Source organism: Vibrio sp. EJY3 (genome assembly GCF_000241385.1).
Lineage (GTDB): Bacteria > Pseudomonadota > Gammaproteobacteria > Enterobacterales > Vibrionaceae > Vibrio > Vibrio natriegens.
This window is the reverse complement of sequence record NC_016613.1, coordinates 1,711,194-1,730,641: the sequence shown is the minus strand read 5'-3', so window position 1 is coordinate 1,730,641 and position 19,448 is coordinate 1,711,194. Positions and strand designations below refer to the sequence as shown.

General features: G+C 44.9%; 17 protein-coding genes. 7 read left to right on the top strand and 10 right to left on the bottom strand.

Features of this window, described 5'->3' with window-relative positions; translation table 11 throughout:
* Entirely contained in the window at positions 1-477 is a 477-nt protein-coding gene (locus VEJY3_RS07910) for a GNAT family N-acetyltransferase (protein ID WP_041170229.1), read from the top strand.
* A 144-nt stretch (positions 478-621) separates the two neighbouring features.
* On the opposite strand, the gene VEJY3_RS07905 is transcribed toward VEJY3_RS07910, so the two are convergent.
* Positions 622-1,182, bottom strand: coding sequence for a sugar O-acetyltransferase (locus VEJY3_RS07905; protein ID WP_014231923.1), 561 nt, complete (start codon positions 1,180-1,182; stop codon positions 622-624).
* 238 nt (positions 1,183-1,420) lie between these two features.
* Here VEJY3_RS07905 and VEJY3_RS07900 point away from each other — a divergent pair, with 238 nt between their 5' ends.
* Positions 1,421-1,903: a c-type cytochrome gene (locus tag VEJY3_RS07900; protein ID WP_020336323.1), complete on the top strand. Its 483-nt coding sequence runs from the start codon at positions 1,421-1,423 to the stop codon at positions 1,901-1,903.
* A 119-nt stretch (positions 1,904-2,022) separates the two neighbouring features.
* On the opposite strand, the gene VEJY3_RS07895 is transcribed toward VEJY3_RS07900, so the two are convergent.
* A complete protein-coding gene (locus VEJY3_RS07895; RefSeq protein ID WP_014231921.1) occupies positions 2,023-2,832 on the bottom strand; it encodes a Cof-type HAD-IIB family hydrolase in 810 nt (269 codons plus the stop codon).
* A 212-nt stretch (positions 2,833-3,044) separates the two neighbouring features.
* Here VEJY3_RS07895 and queE point away from each other — a divergent pair, with 212 nt between their 5' ends.
* Together queE and queC are read left to right on the top strand one after the other, a co-directional pair.
* On the top strand, positions 3,045-3,695 hold the full coding sequence (gene queE, locus VEJY3_RS07890) for a 7-carboxy-7-deazaguanine synthase QueE (RefSeq protein ID WP_014231920.1): 651 nt from the start codon (positions 3,045-3,047) through the stop codon (positions 3,693-3,695).
* A 14-nt stretch (positions 3,696-3,709) separates the two neighbouring features.
* Positions 3,710-4,405: a 7-cyano-7-deazaguanine synthase QueC gene (gene queC / locus VEJY3_RS07885; protein WP_014231919.1), complete on the top strand. Its 696-nt coding sequence runs from the start codon at positions 3,710-3,712 to the stop codon at positions 4,403-4,405.
* 31 nt (positions 4,406-4,436) lie between these two features.
* Here queC and VEJY3_RS07880 read toward each other — a convergent pair whose 3' ends face one another.
* The 4 genes from VEJY3_RS07880 to VEJY3_RS07865 form a co-directional block, all read right to left on the bottom strand.
* On the bottom strand, positions 4,437-6,398 hold the full coding sequence (locus VEJY3_RS07880; RefSeq protein WP_014231918.1) for a tetratricopeptide repeat-containing diguanylate cyclase: 1,962 nt from the start codon (positions 6,396-6,398) through the stop codon (positions 4,437-4,439).
* 187 nt (positions 6,399-6,585) lie between these two features.
* Positions 6,586-6,939, bottom strand: a complete 354-nt coding sequence (locus tag VEJY3_RS07875; protein ID WP_014231917.1) for a DUF2750 domain-containing protein — start codon at positions 6,937-6,939, stop codon at positions 6,586-6,588.
* A 137-nt stretch (positions 6,940-7,076) separates the two neighbouring features.
* Positions 7,077-7,697 carry an OmpA family protein gene (locus tag VEJY3_RS07870; protein ID WP_014231916.1) on the bottom strand — a complete coding sequence of 207 codons (621 nt, stop codon included), beginning with the start codon at positions 7,695-7,697 and terminating at the stop codon, positions 7,077-7,079.
* A gap of 2 nt (positions 7,698-7,699) precedes the next feature.
* Positions 7,700-9,016 carry a TolC family outer membrane protein gene (locus VEJY3_RS07865; RefSeq protein ID WP_014231915.1) on the bottom strand — a complete coding sequence of 439 codons (1,317 nt, stop codon included), beginning with the start codon at positions 9,014-9,016 and terminating at the stop codon, positions 7,700-7,702.
* Positions 9,017-9,417: 401 nt separating this feature from the next.
* Here VEJY3_RS07865 and VEJY3_RS07860 point away from each other — a divergent pair, with 401 nt between their 5' ends.
* Complete coding sequence (locus VEJY3_RS07860) at positions 9,418-14,817, top strand: Calx-beta domain-containing protein (protein ID WP_041170228.1); 5,400 nt, start codon at positions 9,418-9,420, stop codon at positions 14,815-14,817.
* Positions 14,818-14,880: 63 nt separating this feature from the next.
* On the opposite strand, the gene VEJY3_RS07855 is transcribed toward VEJY3_RS07860, so the two are convergent.
* Positions 14,881-16,074, bottom strand: a complete 1,194-nt coding sequence (locus VEJY3_RS07855; protein WP_014231914.1) for a class I SAM-dependent methyltransferase — start codon at positions 16,072-16,074, stop codon at positions 14,881-14,883.
* 277 nt (positions 16,075-16,351) lie between these two features.
* Here VEJY3_RS07855 and yccX point away from each other — a divergent pair, with 277 nt between their 5' ends.
* Positions 16,352-16,624 (top strand): acylphosphatase, encoded by a 273-nt coding sequence (yccX, locus tag VEJY3_RS07850; protein WP_014231913.1) that lies wholly within the window; start codon positions 16,352-16,354, stop codon positions 16,622-16,624.
* Here yccX and VEJY3_RS07845 read toward each other — a convergent pair whose 3' ends face one another.
* Positions 16,625-16,954 (bottom strand): TusE/DsrC/DsvC family sulfur relay protein, encoded by a 330-nt coding sequence (locus tag VEJY3_RS07845; RefSeq protein WP_014231912.1) that lies wholly within the window; start codon positions 16,952-16,954, stop codon positions 16,625-16,627.
* Between the two features lie 369 nt (positions 16,955-17,323).
* Between VEJY3_RS07845 and VEJY3_RS07840 the strand changes: the two genes are divergently transcribed.
* A complete protein-coding gene (locus VEJY3_RS07840; RefSeq protein ID WP_014231911.1) occupies positions 17,324-17,698 on the top strand; it encodes a hypothetical protein in 375 nt (124 codons plus the stop codon).
* 74 nt (positions 17,699-17,772) lie between these two features.
* Here VEJY3_RS07840 and VEJY3_RS07835 read toward each other — a convergent pair whose 3' ends face one another.
* Both VEJY3_RS07835 and VEJY3_RS07830 read right to left on the bottom strand, forming a co-directional pair.
* Positions 17,773-18,435, bottom strand: coding sequence for a Bax inhibitor-1/YccA family protein (locus VEJY3_RS07835; protein WP_014231910.1), 663 nt, complete (start codon positions 18,433-18,435; stop codon positions 17,773-17,775).
* 253 nt (positions 18,436-18,688) lie between these two features.
* The gene (locus VEJY3_RS07830) at positions 18,689-19,438 is read right to left on the bottom strand and encodes an amino acid ABC transporter ATP-binding protein (protein ID WP_020333316.1); all 750 of its coding nucleotides are present in this window, start codon (positions 19,436-19,438) and stop codon (positions 18,689-18,691) included.
* Between the last annotated feature and the right edge of the window lie 10 nt (positions 19,439-19,448).

Here is a 19,448-nt window from a genome sequence, read left to right as displayed (position 1 = left end):
ATGAATCCTGAGTTATTGGGAAGTAGGGTGACGTTAAGGACAATCACAGCGCACGATGCAGACGATCTGTTTGAAATCTATGGTGATTCTCAAACAATGGAGTTTGCTTCCGATGCTGTTTTTACATCGCAAGACATGATTCAGCAAATGTTGGAGAGCGTCGCCCGTTTAGAGAAGTCAGGTGAATCATTAGAATGGGCAATTGCCGATAAAAGCACCAATAAAGTGATTGGTACTTGCGGCTTACATACTTTTAGTGATTGTGGTCAAGCATGTGAGGTAGGTTGTTTACTTAATTCGGATTACTGGCGGCAAGGCTATATGTCTGAAGCACTCAGTGTATTGTTTTTACATGCCAAATCGCTGGGAATTACAAAGTTATATGCAGATATAGATGCTGGTAACTTTCGTTCTCAGGCGTTGTTTAAGAAGCTGGGTTTCAATGCTCAGAATGGCCAGTTTCAACGCACCATTTAGTCAGCTAAGTCTGCGTTTAAGCAGACCAGAAAGCGGCTGAAGGAATTTAAAAGAGTCGCAAGGCTGATGAGCGTATAGATGAAGCAAAGCCTCGTATGGCAAATCCGAGGCTTCCTATATCATTGTTTAAACCAGTTAGCCTGATTATACAAATTCAAGCGAGCGAACCACTTTACACGGATTACCTACGGCCACACTGTTTGCTGGGATAGACTTGTTTACAACGCTTCCAGCACCAATTGTACTGCCTTTTCCTATTGTGACTCCAGGCAGAATAATGCAGCCTCCACCAATCCAGACGTCATCTTCTATGGTAATGGGTTTCGCGTGTCCAATATGTTCTTTACGTTCGCGAGGGTCTAGCGGGTGAATGGCCGTATAAATTTGCACATTGGGCGCAATAAAAACGTTGTCACCAATCGTCGTTGGACAACAATCTAACAGCACAAAGTTATAGTTAATAAAAACGTTGTTCCCAAGCGTTGTGTTGATGCCATAGTCAACTCTTAAGCCTTTCTCTATATGCACGTTTTCTCCCACGTGCTTAAAAATACTTTTGATAACCTGTGTTTTTTCTTCCGTCTGACGAGAACTTAGCTGGTTGAAGTGATCCGTTTTATCTCTGGTTTGATAGCGTATTTCTACTAGTTCAGGGTCGTTAATTAAGTACGGCTCCCCAGCCACCATTTTTTCGTAGTCCGTCATTCACATAGCCTCGTGATAAATTATTTAAGACAGTATAGAGAAGGCTTCAGAACTCAGACATGAACTAAATGGCTGTAAATATGTAGCATTTCGCTCATTTAAAAGGGGTAATAATCAAGAAGAGGCGAGTAAGTTTATTTCAGAAAGAGAATAATTAGCGTGTTCAACAGCTAATAATCGCGCTTCTTATCGATAGAACTATAATTAGCCAATATAAAACAGTATAGGTATGGCTATTATGGCAATTCGAAGGATACATTCCGTAATTCTATTGATGACTATCTTTATCTCTCCTGTGGCTACGTCAAGTGATATGGGGGATGACAACAAGGCGAAAGGAAAGTACTTGGTAACAATAGGTGGTTGTAACGATTGTCATACCGCTGGTTATGCACCGAGTGGTGGAGCCATACCCGAGTCTCAATGGCTACTTGGCGAACAGCTCGGTTTTCGAGGGCCATGGGGAACCACTTACCCTATAAACTTGCGAGAGTACATTGGTAATTTGAGTGAATCAGAATGGGTAGCCACAGCAAAAGAGCTCAAAACCAGGCCTCCAATGCCTTGGTGGATTTTAAATACCATGACAGAAGATGACTTACGCGCTGTCTACCAATACGTTAAGAGTTTAGGCAGTGTAAAAAATACGGTTCCATCGTTTGTGCCTCCTGAAGAGGAACCGAATCCACCATATATTCAATGGCCACAGCCACCAGAGTAAAGCCGCTCGATAAATTATCACGTACAGTTATCCGACGCTCGGTATAACAAGATTAAAAAACGGCACCCTTAGATTGAGTGCCGTTTGTTATTTGGACTGAAATGTTAAAGCTGAGTTTATTAAGCGTTCAGAACAAACTTTTCGATAGCTCTTGCCACACCATGGTCATCGTTACTTGCCGTAATGTAGTCGGCGATCTTTTTGGTTTCTTCCATAGCGTTTTCCATCGCGATGCCTAAGCCCGCAAATTCCAACATATGATGATCGTTTTCTGCGTCACCCATACAAATCACTTCTTCCGGTTTAATAGATAAGTGCTCAGCAATCGCAGCAATACCAATGCCTTTATTGCTTAATGGGTTAAGGAATTCCAGGAAGTATGCCGCGCTCTGAACGACGGTAAATTTGTCACGCATTTCCGACGGCAATGCAGCAATGACTTCGGTTAACTTGCTTGGCTCTGCAACCATCATCGCTTTGATAATTGGGTGGTCATCTTCCAGAGATTCAAAGCACATTTCGGTGACATTAAGACCGTTAATTTTTGCTTCAATATCGGTGTAAGGGTTGTTTTCGTTCGTGATCAACCCGTGAACCTGACTAAACGCATGCACATAAGCGCCGAGTTCTTTTGCTTTTTGAGCGACCAACTTCGCTGCTTTACCGTCAATGATTTGCTGGTGGATGATTTCATTTGTGCCAATGTTTTTCACCATTGAACCGTTGTAGTAGAGAACGAAATCTTTGTCTGAACGAATGTCCAGCTCATCTAACTTATCTTGCATGCCATCGATTGGACGGCCAGAGGCCAAAACAACGGTTACGCCAGCCTCTCGAGCTTTGGCGATCGCTTGTTTGTTCTCATCTGAAATTACTTTTTCGCTGTTTAACAACGTGCCGTCCATGTCTAGGGCGATCAGTTTATACATGTTACTTACCTTAAAATTCAAAATTGCGGCGTGATTTTATTAACAACCTTTTATTAACAACCACTAAAACGCGTCCTGCCTATGAAACTACAAAATGGTCTATTTTAACAATTAATTTTTGGTTTGAATTGACCTAGACACAGCTCTCCATTAAGGTCTTCGCCTCGAAGTATTATGAGTGAGTGAGTTCTACGTTGTATAAGCTAAATGAGATGTTTGAAACCATCCAAGGAGAAGGGGTCTTTACTGGCGTTCCTGCTGTTTTTGTTCGTCTTCAAGAATGCCCGGTTGGGTGTTCATGGTGTGACACGAAACAGACCTGGGAGGCGGCAGAAGAGGACCAACGTTCGATTGGTGATATTCTGATAAAGACGGAAGATTCTCCGACGTGGTGTGTTGCAACGGCAGAAGACATCGTAGAGCAATATAAGAAGCAAGGTTTCAACGCAAAGCATATCGTTATTACTGGTGGTGAGCCGTGTATTTACGATTTACGCCCGTTAGCACAAGCGTTTGAAGACATGGGTTGCCAGTGCCAGATTGAGACCAGCGGGACGTCAGAAGTCGTGACGACAGAGAAAACCTGGGTGACAGTGTCACCAAAAGTGGCAATGAAAGGTAAATTACCCGTGCTGAAAAGCGCATTGGAAAGAGCGAATGAAATCAAGCATCCGGTAGGGACTCAGAAAGATATCGACCATCTTGATGAGCTATTAGCGTCTGCTGAGATTAAACAGCAGACGATCATTGCTCTGCAGCCGATTAGCCAGAAGCCTCGCGCAACTCAATTGTGTATTGATACCTGTGTTGCTCGCAATTGGCGTTTGTCGATTCAAACTCATAAATACCTAAGTATTGCTTAAGCTCGGAGAGTAACATGAAAAAAGCCGTCGTTGTTTTTAGTGGAGGGCAGGATTCGACTACCTGTCTTGTTCAGGCACTGAAAGAATTTGATGAAGTACACGCGATCACTTTTGACTATGGTCAGCGTCACAAACTCGAGATCGAGGTAGCTCAACAGGTAGCGAAAGACTTGGGTGTTGCAGCGCATAAAGTGATGGATGTGGGCTTGTTAAACGAACTGGCTATTAGCTCTCTGACTCGTGATGACATTCCTGTCTCGCATGAACTGCAAGAAAATGGCCTGCCGAACTCGTTCGTTCCTGGGCGCAACATTCTGTTTTTAACACTAGCGGGCATTTATGCCTATCAGATTGGTGCAGAGACAGTTATCACTGGCGTTTGTGAAACCGACTTTAGTGGCTATCCTGACTGTCGTGACGACTTCGTGAAAGCAATGAATGCCGCTTTGGTAAAAGGTATGGATCGTGAGTTGACGATTAAAACTCCATTGATGTGGCTGAACAAAGCGGAAACCTGGGCGCTAGCTGACCAGTATGATGCGCTGCAACTGGTTCGCGAAAATACGCTTACTTGTTACAACGGCATCATCGGCGATGGTTGTGGTGATTGTCCATCCTGTGATCTGCGTAAAGCAGGTTTAGAGGACTACCTGAATAACAAAGACGCGGTTATGCAGTCATTGGTTGAAAAACAAAATTCCGAAGCTTGATACATGAGGGATAACTCCAGTGAGACTGGTATTATCCCTTACTCAGGTTGATAGGCTGGTCGTAAGCATCGACAAGCACATTGCTGCCGCCGCTTTTTGCCTGAGATAGCGCTTGGTCTAAAATCGAATAAAGTTCATCAAAATGAGTTAATGGATTTGATGTCGCGAGATAGGCCAAGCTTGCTGTCACAACGACTTCTTCATTTTTTTCTGTTTTGATGCTTAGTTCTGATATCGTTTTGTGTAGACTCTGAATTCGGAATGGGACATCTATTTCATCAACATTCTTAAGTAGCAGAACAAACTCTTCACCACTTAAGCGCCCAATAAAGTCATCTTTGTTCAACTTCGTGCTGATTTTCTGACAAACCTGCTTGAGTACCAAGTCTCCTGCCGGATGTCCGTAAGCATCGTTAATTGACTTAAAGTTATCTAAATCGACCAACGCGAGGACATAGCGTAATTCTCCGTCTGTTTTTGTTGCCTGTCTCTTTATCGTTTCAATACTGGTGGAACGATTCAAAGCGCTGGTCAAACTATCTAAACGCGCCTTTTTCCTAGCCTGTCGCTGCACGACAAGTGTCAGTATGAGTAAAACCACCAAACAGAAAACAATAAAGTTATAGATGGTTTTTTGTTCTGTAAGTTTCTCAAATTCAGTTTGTTTTAGATTGCGCTCAATGTTTAAGCGAGCAAGATTAAGATCGTACTCATACTCATTTTTGGTGAGGTCCAGAGCTTCCATCGCTTTCATGTTTTTTGAATCACGATTTGCCAACTCTAATGTTGAATACGCTTCGTAATGTAACAAAGCGGCTTGAAAGTTATTCAGGGCCTGATAAGCCTTAGAAAGCAGCAGTTGCGCCTTGGCTTGCAGTAATGGCCGTGAATTGTCCGTCGATAATCTTAGCGCGGAATTAGCGTGCTCAATCGCAGTCTTTGCATCCAAACTTTTCAGGTATGCAAAACCTGCGGCTAAGTGCGCTTCGGTTTGAAGATGGTTGTTTTCGTACCGTTCACCAAGCCCCAAAGCTTGATTAACATACTTGAGCGCCTCTTCCACATTGCCAGATTCGGCTTCAGCTGATGAAAGGCCAAGATAAACTAAACCTTGACCGTATGGATACTCAAAATGCTCTAAGATAGTGAGTGAGTTTTTATAGTGTGTAATGGCTTTATCAAAGTCTTTAGCTTTAGCATACATGGCAGCAAGGCTGTGCTCGACCTGTGCTACTTCGACTGGTGTGCCATCTTGTTGACGAGCAAGCAGGGCCTGTATTAGATATTGTTCAGATTGCTCAAACTGCCCGAGCTCTGCCAATAAATTACCAACATCGTTATAGACTCCAGACGGGTCGCTCTGATAGGGCATATTTGCAAGAAGTCGGCGGTATACGCTTATCGATTTTTCATAATCGCCACGAAAATTGTAGTTATTGGCGATGACGCGAAGCGAGAGATCTTTCGGGAAGTTCTCCTGATGCTTATTATCAAAATGGCTTTCTAACGATGAGCAGAAAAAATGCGCTTTGTGGTAACGCCCTTGTTGATTCAAGGTGTAACAAAGTTGGTAATTCATCAGGGCTTCACCCTCGATGCTAGCACTTTGTTTCATCTTATTTCTTAGCGAGATAAAGCTCTTTACCGACGCATCATAGCTGCCTTGTCTTCGCTCATTTAAAGCGAGAATGTATTCGGCTTCGAGCGTGGCAAACGCATTGTTTCGCCCTTGGCTATTCCCATAATAGGGCTGTTTCATGTTAGACATGTATTCATAAATCAAACCACTTACATACAGCTTCTCACTGTCATATTTTGCGGTGTGATAGCGGCTTTGAAGCAGGCTGAGCGCTGACTTGGCATTGGTTTTTAATGTGGCCTGATAAACAGAATGCCACTGGGTAACATTCTGATTTTGTTGGCTGTAGTGAGGGTGACTATAGGCCGGACTACAAAAAAGCAAGAGGCAGAGCAGGAGATACAGCGTGCGCATATTATGATGTTATCGATATTACTTTTGTATGGATAGATTACTCATTATCTACTGAGTTGTATGAATCAGTGAAGTATGTAAAGGCGAAAAGAGTGACAAAAACTATGCGCTTTGTCGATATTTGGAGTGAAAGTTATAAAAATACCAAATTAAAAGACCCCAGCTTTGTGGGCTGAGGTCTCATCAATTAGTCTACATAAAGTTTTGCTAGATCTTGTGGTTCCATTTCTTTGCCTTCTAACTGCGCGTTCCAGTTAGTGCCAACAAGAACACCATCTTCAGCAAGAGTAAGAAGCCAATCTTCTACAAAAATATCCAAAGGAATTTCCAGGACATCGAAATCAGCCCACTCTTCAACGTTATGTGCTTCTGCATCTTCTTTCGATGACCAGAAAGGCATAACTTCACTATTTTCGAATTCAGTCGAATCGCAGGATAGCCAACCTTCTTCGTTACGCAGACCCCAAACTAACTGGTTTTCTTTAGTTTCGGACACGAAAAGGTCAAGGTTTTCTTGGATATCTGATGTAAGTTTGCTCATTTCAAAACTCTCATTGTTATGACGTAGCTAGGTTAACATTAAAGGGAGGATTCCTAAAGCATAATACGGTTTGCATCGTTGCTAAAAGGAAAGGAGCCGAAGCTCCTTTGTTTAATTTAATGGTGGCAATATTCAGGTTAATTCTTTGGTAGCGTCGTAAAGACTGTCCACTCTTTTTTTACTTCGCCTTTATACCCGATCACGGTTGCCGTCACTCGTCGGTTTTGAGCATGACTTACTTCATCGGTTCCTGATGTTGCCAGAACAGTATCTCCGTACCCGACGATAGTCACTCTTTCAGGGCTTATTCCGTTACTCAGCAGCTTGCTTCTAACGTTATTTGCGCGTCGTTTAGAAAGGTCCAGGTTGTGTTCTGGAGTACCTGTACGGCTCGCGTAACCCTGAATTTCAATAGAGGTCTCAGGATACTCTTTCAAAAAATTAGACAACTCGTATATCTGCTGCGAAAACACAGGGTTGATGACATCTGAATCATTGGCAAACAGAACTCGAAGCTGCATTTTCTCTGATGAATTTTCATATTCACCACAACCATCGTTGTCTATGTCAGAACCTTCTGGTGTACCCGGACACAAATCCCTTTCGTTGATCACACCGTCACTATCATCATCAAGGTGATCGGCACTCTGCTCAGCAATAGGTGTATCCATGTATTCATATTCGTCACCGTTTTCATCTGGTGAAGAACTACACGCAGCCACTGCGAATGATAGTGCAATAATAGTTATGTATTTCATAATTAGTACTCCACCTTATCTAGCCATTCTTGTGGAACTTCGACTCTCAATGCACTGAGAAGCTGACCTGTTGCGTTCATTACTCGATATTTTGCAAACTGTTCTGCATATTTTGCGTCAAGGTAGTCTTTACGCGCTTCAAACAGTTCATTCTGTGTGTTCAAGACATCAAGAAGGGTTCGTTGACCTATCTTGTATTGCTTTTCGTAGGCAATCACCGTTTCAGAAGCAGAATCTACGTGATCCGACAAAAACTCTTTTTGTTGGAGTGTTAAATCCAGCGCTGTCCAAGAAAGTTTTAACCCTTCCTCCACATTTCGGTACGCACTTTCTCGTAAATCTTTCGCTTTGTTAAGTTGGTAAGCGAAACTGTCTGCGTTAGCGACATCACTGCCGCCGTTAAACAAGTTATAACGAAGTCGAAGCATAGCTAAGGTTTCATCGCTTCGGCCTTTTAGACCATCCGCATCATCTCGCCATGTTTGCGATGCTTCTATCGAAATTGTTGGGTAGTACACACCTTTTGATTGTTTGTACTGGAACTTCGCTGAGTCGACATCTGCAAGAGCTACTTGAATTACAGGATGGAGTTCGTATGCCGTATTTACCGCCTCATCCACCGTGTAAGGAAGGAAGTTTTCATCAGCTCTAGGAAAGATTAACCCTTGAGGTGATTGTCCGACTAAGCGTGTAAACATCGTATGGGTGTCGTACAGGTTATTTTGTGCTGCGGCAAGGTTACCGTGTGCTTTAGCGATACGAGCTTCCACTTGGGTTAAATCAGCGGTTGACCCAATGCCAGACGTGACGCGCTTTGAAATGTCTGAATAGATATCTTTGTGAACCGCAAGGTTGTCTTCTGATAGTTTCAATACTTCATAGGCTTTTACGGCATCTAAGTAAACTTTTGCGACCTCAAGTGCCTTGTCTGACGCATCAGCTAAGAGTTGGAACCTTACCGATTCTGCATCGGCAGCTGTTCGGTCAATGTCATTCAGCGTCGCACTGCCGTCCCAAATCAATTGGGTCAACGTGACCGACGCTTCTTTTCTGGTGTAGTCTGTGTCGCCGCGAGCTACCTCGTCTGACGGGTCCAGACCTTCGTAACCAATCCCCGCATCCAAATCAATAGATGGTAGGTAAGCACCTGTAGAAGCATCATTTACGTACCGCTTACTCGTAAATTCGTTGAATGCACTTTTAATATCTGGGTTGTTTTGTAACGTCAATGTCACTGCTTGCTCTAACGTTTGACCGAAAACGGGTATAGACACCATTAAGCTGCAACAACAGGCGTATTTGAGTCGGTTCCATTTCACGGTAATTCTCCTAAAAATCGTGATTCTTTTTGTTGTTTTATCTCATTGGTGAGACAGAACACCACAATTAACAGTGTTTGAGTTAGGAATAGATCAACCTACTGTTAAACCAAGGCTTTTGATTAGAAAACCCACGGATTTACCTGTATAAACCGTGGCGCATAGGTCAATAGTTGCTTAACCAACCAATAGGCCAAAACAGGAAAAAAGCTTGAATTTTGAACATCATAACGGTCCGAAGACAGTGCATTTACCCGCTTTTAGAAAACCCCGCCCCTTGAGTTGAAAAGCTTCGTAAGCACCAAACATACAACGAAAAATATGATGATTTTGTCTAAACTATAGTCGTAAATTAAAAGGTGACAAACTTTTGGATTAGTTTGAATTGGGGCGAGGTAGGTATGGATCGAGTAACTTTGAGCTCTTTAATGGGCAACATAGTCGTGATCGGGCTTGATGGGAATATAAGAACCCTTGCAAAAGGAGAGTCTCCAAAGCCTGGTGAATTAATAATCGAAGAGGTTTCAGATACTTCGGAGCTAGTTGTTGAGCAAGTTACACCGCAAGGCAGCTCGATCAATGTGACGGATGACATTACCGCCCTGATTGAAGCCATCGGGCAGGGGCAGGACCCAACACAGCTTGGCGAAGAGTTTGATACCGCAGCTGGTGGGGTTAACGGCTCAAGCCCTCAAACTACAGGGGCGATTAACCGAACTGGTACTGAAGTACTAGCTAGTACTAATTTTGAGACAGTTGGCATAAATGGAACAGGATTTTCTAGTACTCAAGTTCAGACTCTGCTGGACATTTTCCAACCTCAAGCACCTGCTCCTCAAGTAACGCCACTGCCTGCAGAGGTCGTCGTTCAAGAAATATCCAGCCCAACAGTCAATGAAGGTGACCAAGTCGTTTTTGACGTCACTTTAGATCAGGCAACCGAAGCCATTACGGATATTGAAATGACTTTGGGTGATGGCTCAGCAGTCGGCGGCTCTGCTGGTGAAGAGGGAACTGACTACGTAAATACCACCGTAATCGTCACATTATCAGATGGTACGACTCAAGAAATCCAAGTCAATGAAGACGGGACGTTCACAGTTTCTCTCCCAATCGGAGAGCAGTCTTTCACGGTCAGTTTAGATACGGTTGATGATGATATTTATGAAGGTCCAGAAACCTTTACCTTGACTGGCACAACCGCAGACCAAACGACGCCTGTTTCTGGTACTGCAACTGTTTTGGATGACGGAACCGGTCCGGGAACGGACCCAGATGATGATCGTCCAAGCGTATCGATTTCGGATGCAGGTATTGTCGATGAAGGCGATATCGCTTCTTTTACGGTGTCTTTGAGTAATGCCTCGGAAGACGCGGTACAGGTTCAACTCACTCTAAATCCAGGGGAAACCGAAGCGGGCGATTTGGGTACCTTAGAATACAATACCGGCTCTGGCTGGGTGAGTGTGCCCGTCGATGGCATGGTGACCGTACCAGCCGGCATGACCGAGTTTGAAGTACGTATTGCTTCAATTCAAGATGAGGTTTACGAAGGCGCGGAAGACTTCAGCGTGACCGTAATCGGCATTGGTGCCGTTCAGGGCAGCGACACTGGTCTGGCAACCATCGTCGATGATGGCAGTGGCCCTGAGCCGGACCCAGACGATGACCGCCCAAGCGTATCGATTTCAGATGCGGGTATTGTCGATGAAGGCGATATCGCTTCCTTCACAGTGTCCTTGAGTAATGCCTCGGAAGACGCGGTACAGGTTCAACTCACTCTAAATCCAGGGGAAACCGAAGCGGGCGATTTGGGTACCTTAGAATACAATACCGGCTCCGGCTGGGTGAGTGTGCCCGTCGATGGCGTGGTGACCGTACCAGCAGGCATGACCGAGTTTGATGTGCGTGTTGCCTCCGTTCAGGATGAGGTTTATGAAGGCGCGGAAGACTTCAGTGTGACCGTGACTGGCATTGATGTCGTTCAGGGCAGCGACACTGGCCTGGCAACCATCGTCGATGATGGCAGTGGCCCTGAGCCGGATCCAGACGATGACCGTCCAAGCGTATCGATTTCAGATGCGGGTATTGTCGATGAAGGCGACATCGCTTCCTTTACGGTGTCCTTGAGTAATGCGTCTGAAGCCGCAGTACAGGTTCAACTCACTCTAAATCCAGGGGAAACCGAAGCGGGCGATTTGGGTACCTTCGAATACAATACCGGCTCTGGCTGGGTGAGTGTGCCTGTCGATGGCATGGTGATCGTACCAGCCAGCATGACCGAGTTTGATGTGCGTGTTGCCTCCGTTCAGGATGAGGTTTACGAGGGCGCGGAAGACTTCAGCGTGACCGTAACCGGCATTGGTGCCGTTCAGGGCAGCGACACTGGCCTGGCAACCATCGTCGATGATGGCAGTGGTCCTGAGCCGGATCCAGACGATGACCGTCCAAGCGTATCGATCTCCGATGCAGGTACGATTGACGAAGGTAGCACTGCGACCTTTACCGTGACGTTAAGCAATGCGTCTGAAGATGCGGTCCAGGTTCAGTTGGCATTAAACCCAGATGAGACCGAAGTCGGCGATTTGGGTATCCTGGAATACAACACTGGTTCAGGATGGGTAGAAGTGCCAGCAGGTGGCCTAGTCACCGTACCGGCGGGCATGACGGAATTTGATGTGCGCATTGGCACTACGTCAGATGATGTGTATGAGGGACCTGAAGACTTCAGTGTGACCGTGACTGGCATAGGAGTCGTTCAGGGGCAAGACACAGGAACCGCGACTATTGTAGACGATGGCACCTTAATCGATGATGACCGTCCAAGTGTCTCTATCGTTGAAGACAGCGTGGGTGTGAACGAAGGCACTGACGCGGTGTATACCGTTAAGTTATCCGCAGCGGCTGATATCGATGTGACCGTCAGGTTGAACACCTCAACCGACGGCAGCAACACAGCGGAAGCGGACGACATTGGTAGCTTTGTAGTGACCTTAGCCGATGGCGTGACCGTGGTGAGTGCCAACAGTGACGGTACCTACACCATTCCAGCGGGTCAAACCGAGCTGAAAGTGACCGTGCCAACCACAGATGATGACGTTTACGAAGGGGATGAAACCTTCACCGTGGCGGTACAAGGCGACACGGGCGTTGTCGGCAGTGACAGTGCGCTGGGCATTATTTACGACGGTGGTAACGGTCCTGGTCCTAACCCGGATGACGACCGTCCAAGTGTTTATATCGTAGAAAATAGCGTGGGTGTAAATGAAGGCACTGACGCTGTTTATACGGTCAGGTTATCGGCAGCGGCAGACATTGACGTGACGGTAAGATTGAACACGTCAACAGGAGGAGCTAATACTGCTGAGCCTGGCGACATCGGCGCTATTAAGGTTACATTGTTGGATGGAACAGTAGTGACCGCCAACAGTGATGGTACGTACACCATTCCAGCGGGTCAAACCGATCTCAAATTGTTTGTACCAACCACGGACGACGATGTGTATGAAGGTGATGAAACCTTCACGGTTGCAGTCCAAGGTGCTACAGGAGTACTTGGTACCGACACTGCACTGGGCATTATTTACGACGGTGGTAACGGCCCTGGTCCTAACCCTGATGATGATCGTCCAAGCGTCTCTATCTCAGATGCTGGTACCGTAGATGAGGGGACCACCGCGACCTTTACTGTGTCATTGAGCAATCCTTCGGAAGGTGCAGTTCAAGTGCAGTTGGTATTAAACCTAGACGAAACAGAAGTGGGTGACCTTGGCACGCTTGAATACTACACTGGTTCGAGCTGGGAGGAAGTACCTGGGGATGGCATCGTGACCGTTCCGGCGGGGATGACGGAATTTGATGTGCGTATTGCGACCATCGATGATGAAGTATACGAAGGACCAGAAGACTTCAGTGTTACCGTGAATGGTTTGGGCGCAGTGCAGGGCACCGATACTGGTCTGGCGACCATCGTGGATGATGGCACTAAAACGGACGACGATCGTCCAACTGTGTCTATCTCGGATGCAGGTACCATTGATGAAGGTAATTTCGCTACATTTACCGTGTCATTAAGTAATGCTTCAGAAGCGGCGGTGCAGGTTCAGTTGACACTAAACCCGGATGAAACAGTAGCAGGTGACCTTGGCACGCTAGAATACAATACCGGTTCAGGTTGGGTTGCCGTGCCTGTCGGTGGTGTCGTGACGGTGCCAGCGGGCATGACTGAATTTGACCTACGTATCGAGTCTATCGATGACGGTGTATATGAAGGTCCGGAAGATTTCAGCGTAACCGTAACTGGCTTAGGCCCAGTACAAGGCAGTGACACAGGTCTAGCGACTATCGTGGACAACTCACCGCCAACAGCTCGTGATTTCATCATCTCTCTCAATGTTGAAGAAGGTATGTTCCCTGTTCAGGATGTGGAGTTTGATGGACTAACAAGCGCCAATGAACAGCGAGTTGAAGACCTCGAAGATGATGCCAATGGTGCAAATGATGCCGATCTTGAAATTGTTATAACTTCATTACCTGAACATGGAGAGCTTTATTATCTGGACAATGGTGTAGAAGTCATCATTGATCAGGACTTTTTAAATGATCCGAATAACAAGTTGTATGAAAATACAGATATTAAGTACCGTCTGACTGATGACTTCTTTGATGAGCAGAGCTTTGATTCCGCTGATCTCCTTGAAGATCAAGGGAAAGATATCTTGGTTGGTTCTTATACACCACCTAACTCGAACTTAACCTTCACTGGAGGGCAGATAATCACCATTGGTAACAGCATCATCTTTGATTCAGACGCTCAGATCTCAGTCGATTTTGCAAATCAACAGGTCGGGTTAGTTGTTATTTCTCCTAGTGAAACGGGTCAGGGTGATGAAATCAGTACTGGTGAGTATATTACGCTAGAGCTGGATGAGGATTTATCAGCAAACGAAGCGAAACTGAATTTAGCGAGTCTGAATGACCGTTTCAATAGTGGTGCTGCATGGTTAACGGCGTACATCTTCCTAAATGGTGCTCTTGTTGATGTGCAGCAGTTTTACTCAACTGATATTACTTATACAAGTAATCATGAAGGTTTTATCACAGTTGATATGGCGAATGGTAGCTTTGATGAAATTCGACTTACTCCAGAAACCAACAGTTCAAGTGATAAAGCGGGCTTCACCTTAGTTGGGACTGAAATTACCAGCTTTACTGATGTGAACGATGACTTTACTTATCAGGCAATCGATACTGATGGTGCGCTAAGTAACGAAGCAACCGTATCTGTTGACTTCAATAACGTCACTGCTGAGTCTGTCGCAACGGCTGATTACAATACTCAATCGCTCACATTGACCGCGGCGGCAGATGCCGAGTCCAACGTCATTATGGGTGACGAGCAAGACAATGAGTTAGTCGGCACCAGCGGTAATGATATTTTAATCGGTGGTTTAGGCGATGATATCTTGACGGGCGGTGAAGGTGACGACGTCTTCAAATGGACAGAAATGAAGTCTGCTACGGACACCGTTACTGACTTTGAAACCGGCGATCAGCTTGATTTTGCTGATTTGTTTGAAGATGTGAGTCAGAGTGACATCTCGCTATTGCTTGATGACTTAGGTTCTGGCGATTACAGCGGACAAGTTGACGATATTAGTATCACCGTGACGGAAAGAGGTCCTAATTCAACCTTGATGATTCATAAAGGTGGTATGGATTTAGAGGTTAATTTTGACGGTGCTTCTGCGGCAGATATCGCGAATAGCTTGATTAGTAATCTGGAACATTTACGAGAATAGATGTCTTTAAGTAAGAAAAAACGGAGCGAAAGCTCCGTTTTTTATTTGATACTTGAATGAGGTCTAAAGCACTTTACAAGCAAAGCCTTTCAGATAGAAACCTTCAGGGTAGGCCGTGTCAGTTGGGTGGTCTGCCGCTTGTTCAAAACGCTCAACAAACTTAACTTGGCGATTCGCATCAACTGCTGCATCCGCGATGATTTTTTGGAACAGGACTTGGTCCATTAAGCCAGAGCACGAGTAAGTAAGCAGAGTGCCACCAGGCTTTAGGATTTGCATCGCCAGCATGTTGATGTCTTTATAACCGCGACATGCACCATTCAGTTGCGCTTTGCTCTCGGCAAACTTTGGTGGGTCCATAATCACCACATCAAATTGAGTACCTTGATCGCGGTACTCGCGCAGCAACTTAAACACGTCTGCGTTTAGGAAAACAGCGCGCTTCTTAGAAATGTCGAACTCGTTCAGTTCGGCGTTAAATTTTGCTGTATCCAGAGCTGGTTGAGAAACGTCTGCGTTGATAACACGTTTTGCTCCGCCTTTAAGTGCATAAAGACCAAAGCCGCCGGTATAAGAGAAGCAGTTTAGGACTTCTTTATCCTTCATGTATTTCATCGCTTGCTGACGACTGTCGCGTTGGTCCAGGTAGAAGCCGGTTTTATGGCCACCAACGATATCGACACTGATTTTGACGCCGTTCTCTTCGATTACCACAGATTTTGGTGGCTCTTCACCATGTAAAACGCCTGTGGTTTCTTTCAAGCCTTCTTTTTTACGTACCGCCACATCAGAACGTTCGTAAACGTTACAGTCTGGGAAGCACTCAACAAGCGCGTCTACGATTGCCTGTTTGTTGTACTCTGCGCCAGCACTTAATAACTGACAGACGAAGAAGTTCTGGTAACGGTCGATAGTCACGCCTGGTAAGCCGTCAGACTCTGCCGCAACTAAGCGGTAGCCGGTTAGTCCATCACGTTCGATAACGTCTTCACGTAGAAGCTGTGCATCTTTAAAACGTTTGACGAAAAACGCTTTGTTAATGTCCTCTTTTTCAAAGCTCCAAATACGAGCACGGATTTGAGATTCCGGAGAATATGCCGCTTTTGCTAACCATTTACCGTCGTGAGTGAATACATCAACCGTTTCGCCAAGCGCGGGTTCGCCCTCAACTTTATTGATGCCTCGAGAGAAGATCCATGGGTGCTTACGCTTAACCGATTTCTCACGACCTTTAACCAAATAGATAGCAGCTGTCATTTCTTTAGCTCTTGTTGAATTTTGAAAGGGGCGTATTGTCCGGGATGTTGCTGGTAAAAGCAATAACCATTGGGAATCAGTTGGTTTTATTGCGAGTTACGGTGTCACTCTTGGGGTTGTTGCTTAAAATCAAGCCCACTTTATTTGAAATTTAGGTGAATGAGAGACTTATCAATCCCGCCAGTCGGATTTTCTTCCATAATTGATTTAAAAACCCGCTACGCTTATTGAAAGGCTTGATGGGTCTGCAATAACCATTATAAGAAGCGAAATAACGATGAATCTAAAGTGTGAAAAGTATGTAGTAAAAGGTCTTGTTCAAGGAGTGGGGTTTCGGTATCAAACCTCACATCAGGGATTGAAGCTGGGTCTGACTGGCTACGCTAAAAACCTAAATAATGGCGATGTGGAAGTGGTTGCCTGCGGCACTGAAACACAAATTGATGAGTTTACTGAGTGGTTGAAAGAGGGGCCACGGACGGCAACTGTCGAAAGCGTATCGCATGAAAACGCTTCATATAAACCATACCGCGGCTTCAAAATTTTATGATTAAAGGCATTTCGCTGGTTTCGGGAGTCCAGCCAGTTTGGTTGCCTGCTTTGCAGGGCCTTTTTTGAATAGCTTGAACAGGTATTTGCTGTTGCCTTTTTCTGGTCCGTGCGCTTTTTCCATCGCCTTAACCAACATTCTTACTGCTGGGGAGGTGTTGAACTCTTCATAAAAGTCGCGAACAAAGTGGACGACTTCTAAGTGCGCTTCGGTTAGCTCAATGCCTTCTTCTTCTGCCAATAACTCAATCATACCTTCTTCCCATTGAGTATGGTCCAACAAGTAACCCTGAGCATCGGTTTCAATTTCTTTGCCGTTGTAAACGAACATAACGTTCTATCCGTTAAGTTATCTTTGATGTTTATAGATTAGCGTACAGGTGTGGAACTTCTCAACTAAATAATCACACCATGCGTTCAAGCGCAGTAAAAGCAACCAAATTATGATGTAGGTTGCTTTTTATTTATTTATTCAAAAATTTAGCTATTCATTCACCGTGTTAGAAAATCTTCGGGGTAAATACAGTTGCCTTTGCATAAATATGCGTTAATTGATCGTTTTTACAGCTGCGCTTACATTTATAAAGAGGAGGATACTAGCGATTTCTTTTGAAATTGAGTGAGTTATAGCGTTGTACTGACTCTGATTGAGTATTATCTTTGATGAGCTTAATTGAATAATGATGACAGGGAGTCAGTCATGTCGAAACAAAGGTACGTTGAAATTAATGACAGCGTGAAATCAACTTGGTTTATAGAAAGAATTTGGCAGCTAGCAGAATCGTTGCCAGTAGAAGAGATTCCAATCGATCAAATCAATGGTCCAGATGAAGTGACATGGTTCAATGTTAACGGGCCACTACCAACGTGTCGTGAAATTGCCTTGCATTGTAAGCGCATAAACGAAGCTGATTTGTCGTATCCAGTCATATTGACCAGCGATTATAGAGTGTTTGATCGTATGCACCGAATCGCTAAAAAGATCATGATGGGTGAGCAGACTATTCAAGTAAGGCGCTTTAGGCAAAACCCTGAAGCGGATGAAGTCGTCGATCTCGAACTAGAGCAAGTGTAAAAGCAATATATGAACAAACAAAAAGCCCGAGGTGTGTACCCTCGGGCTTTTTTAATTCTATTCAATCTGACTGATTAGTCGTCGTTCATGATGCCTAGAATGCTTAGTAGGCTGATGAAGATGTTGTAGATTGATACGTATAGTGTCACTGTCGCAGAGATGTAGTTCGTTTCACCGCCACGGATGATGCCTTGAGTCGTCATCAGAATCGCCATGGTTGAGAACACGATGAACAAGCTGCTCATTGCCAAGTGTAGAATCGTTGACTGAATGAAGATGCTTGCAATCATACCAACCACAAGTACCACAAACAGAGACAACATCAGGCCGCCCATCATAGATAGGTCACGCTTAGTTGTTAGCGCGTATGCTGAGGCTGCCATAAACGATATAGCCGTACCACCTAGAGCGGTCAGTACAACGTCACCCATACCTGCACCGATGTACATGTTTAGGATTGGACCAATTGTGTAGCCCAAGAAACCTGTGAACAGGAAGGTGAACACCAATCCAAGGCTGTTGTTACGGTTCTTTTCTGTTAGGAAAAGCAGACCATAGAAACCAACCAACATAAGGATGATGCCCGGACGTGGTAGGTTAAACGCCATTGATACGCCAGCAACCACAGCTGACCATAGAAGCGTCATCGACAGTAGGGCGTAAGTATTACGCAATACTTTGTTCGTTTGTAGAGCACTTTCTTGTGTTGAAGTGCGGGTAAACATTGGACTGTTCATATTCTTCCTCGATAAGAGACTTTCTTATAAGTACATTTATGGGGTTGAAAGTTCAAAAAATCAAGCCCTAACCATGTATCGCTATGACAAAATAATAATAGAAATAAGACGTTATGTATGTGATAACTTGTAACACAATATTACTGCCAGATATAGCGAACGTAGATAACGTTACCATAACTGACGACGTATTGAAAAAGGCACTGTTCCTATTGAAATCAGTGCCTTTTAAGAGTGTCTCTAGCGCAAAATATTAATGGTGTAAAATTTGCGATAGGAAGTTTTGAGTACGATCCGATTGCGGGTTCTCGAAGAAATCTTTCGGATTATTTTCTTCGATGATTTCACCGGCATCCATAAAGATCACCCGGTCAGCCACTTCTTTCGCAAAACCCATCTCGTGCGTTACACACAACATGGTCATGCCTTCTTCTGCCAGCTCAACCATAACATCCAGCACCTCACGCACCATTTCTGGGTCGAGTGCGGATGTTGGTTCGTCAAACAACATCACTTTTGGATTCATGCACAAAGAACGAGCGATTGCCACACGTTGTTGTTGGCCACCAGAGAGCTGACCCGGGTATTTATCCGCTTGGTCAGGGATCTTAACGCGCTGAAGATACTTCATCGCAATGGCTTCAGCTTCGTCTTTCGGCATTTTCTTAACCCAAATAGGCGCAAGCGTGCAGTTTTCCAACACGGTCAGGTGAGGGAAGAGGTTGAAGTGCTGAAAACACATGCCAACTTCACGACGAACCGCTTCGATGTTTTTCAAGTCTTCCGTCAGTTCGGTTCCCGAAACAAAGATTTCACCTGCCTGATGCTCTTCCAATCGGTTAATACAGCGAATCATGGTCGATTTTCCTGAACCCGAAGGCCCACAGATAACGATCTTTTCACCTTTTTTCACGTTTAAGTTGATGTTTTTCAGTACGTGAAACTCACCGTACCACTTGTTCATGTCCTTCAACTGGATCATATAGTTTTGTTGTTGCGTCATAATACGTCCT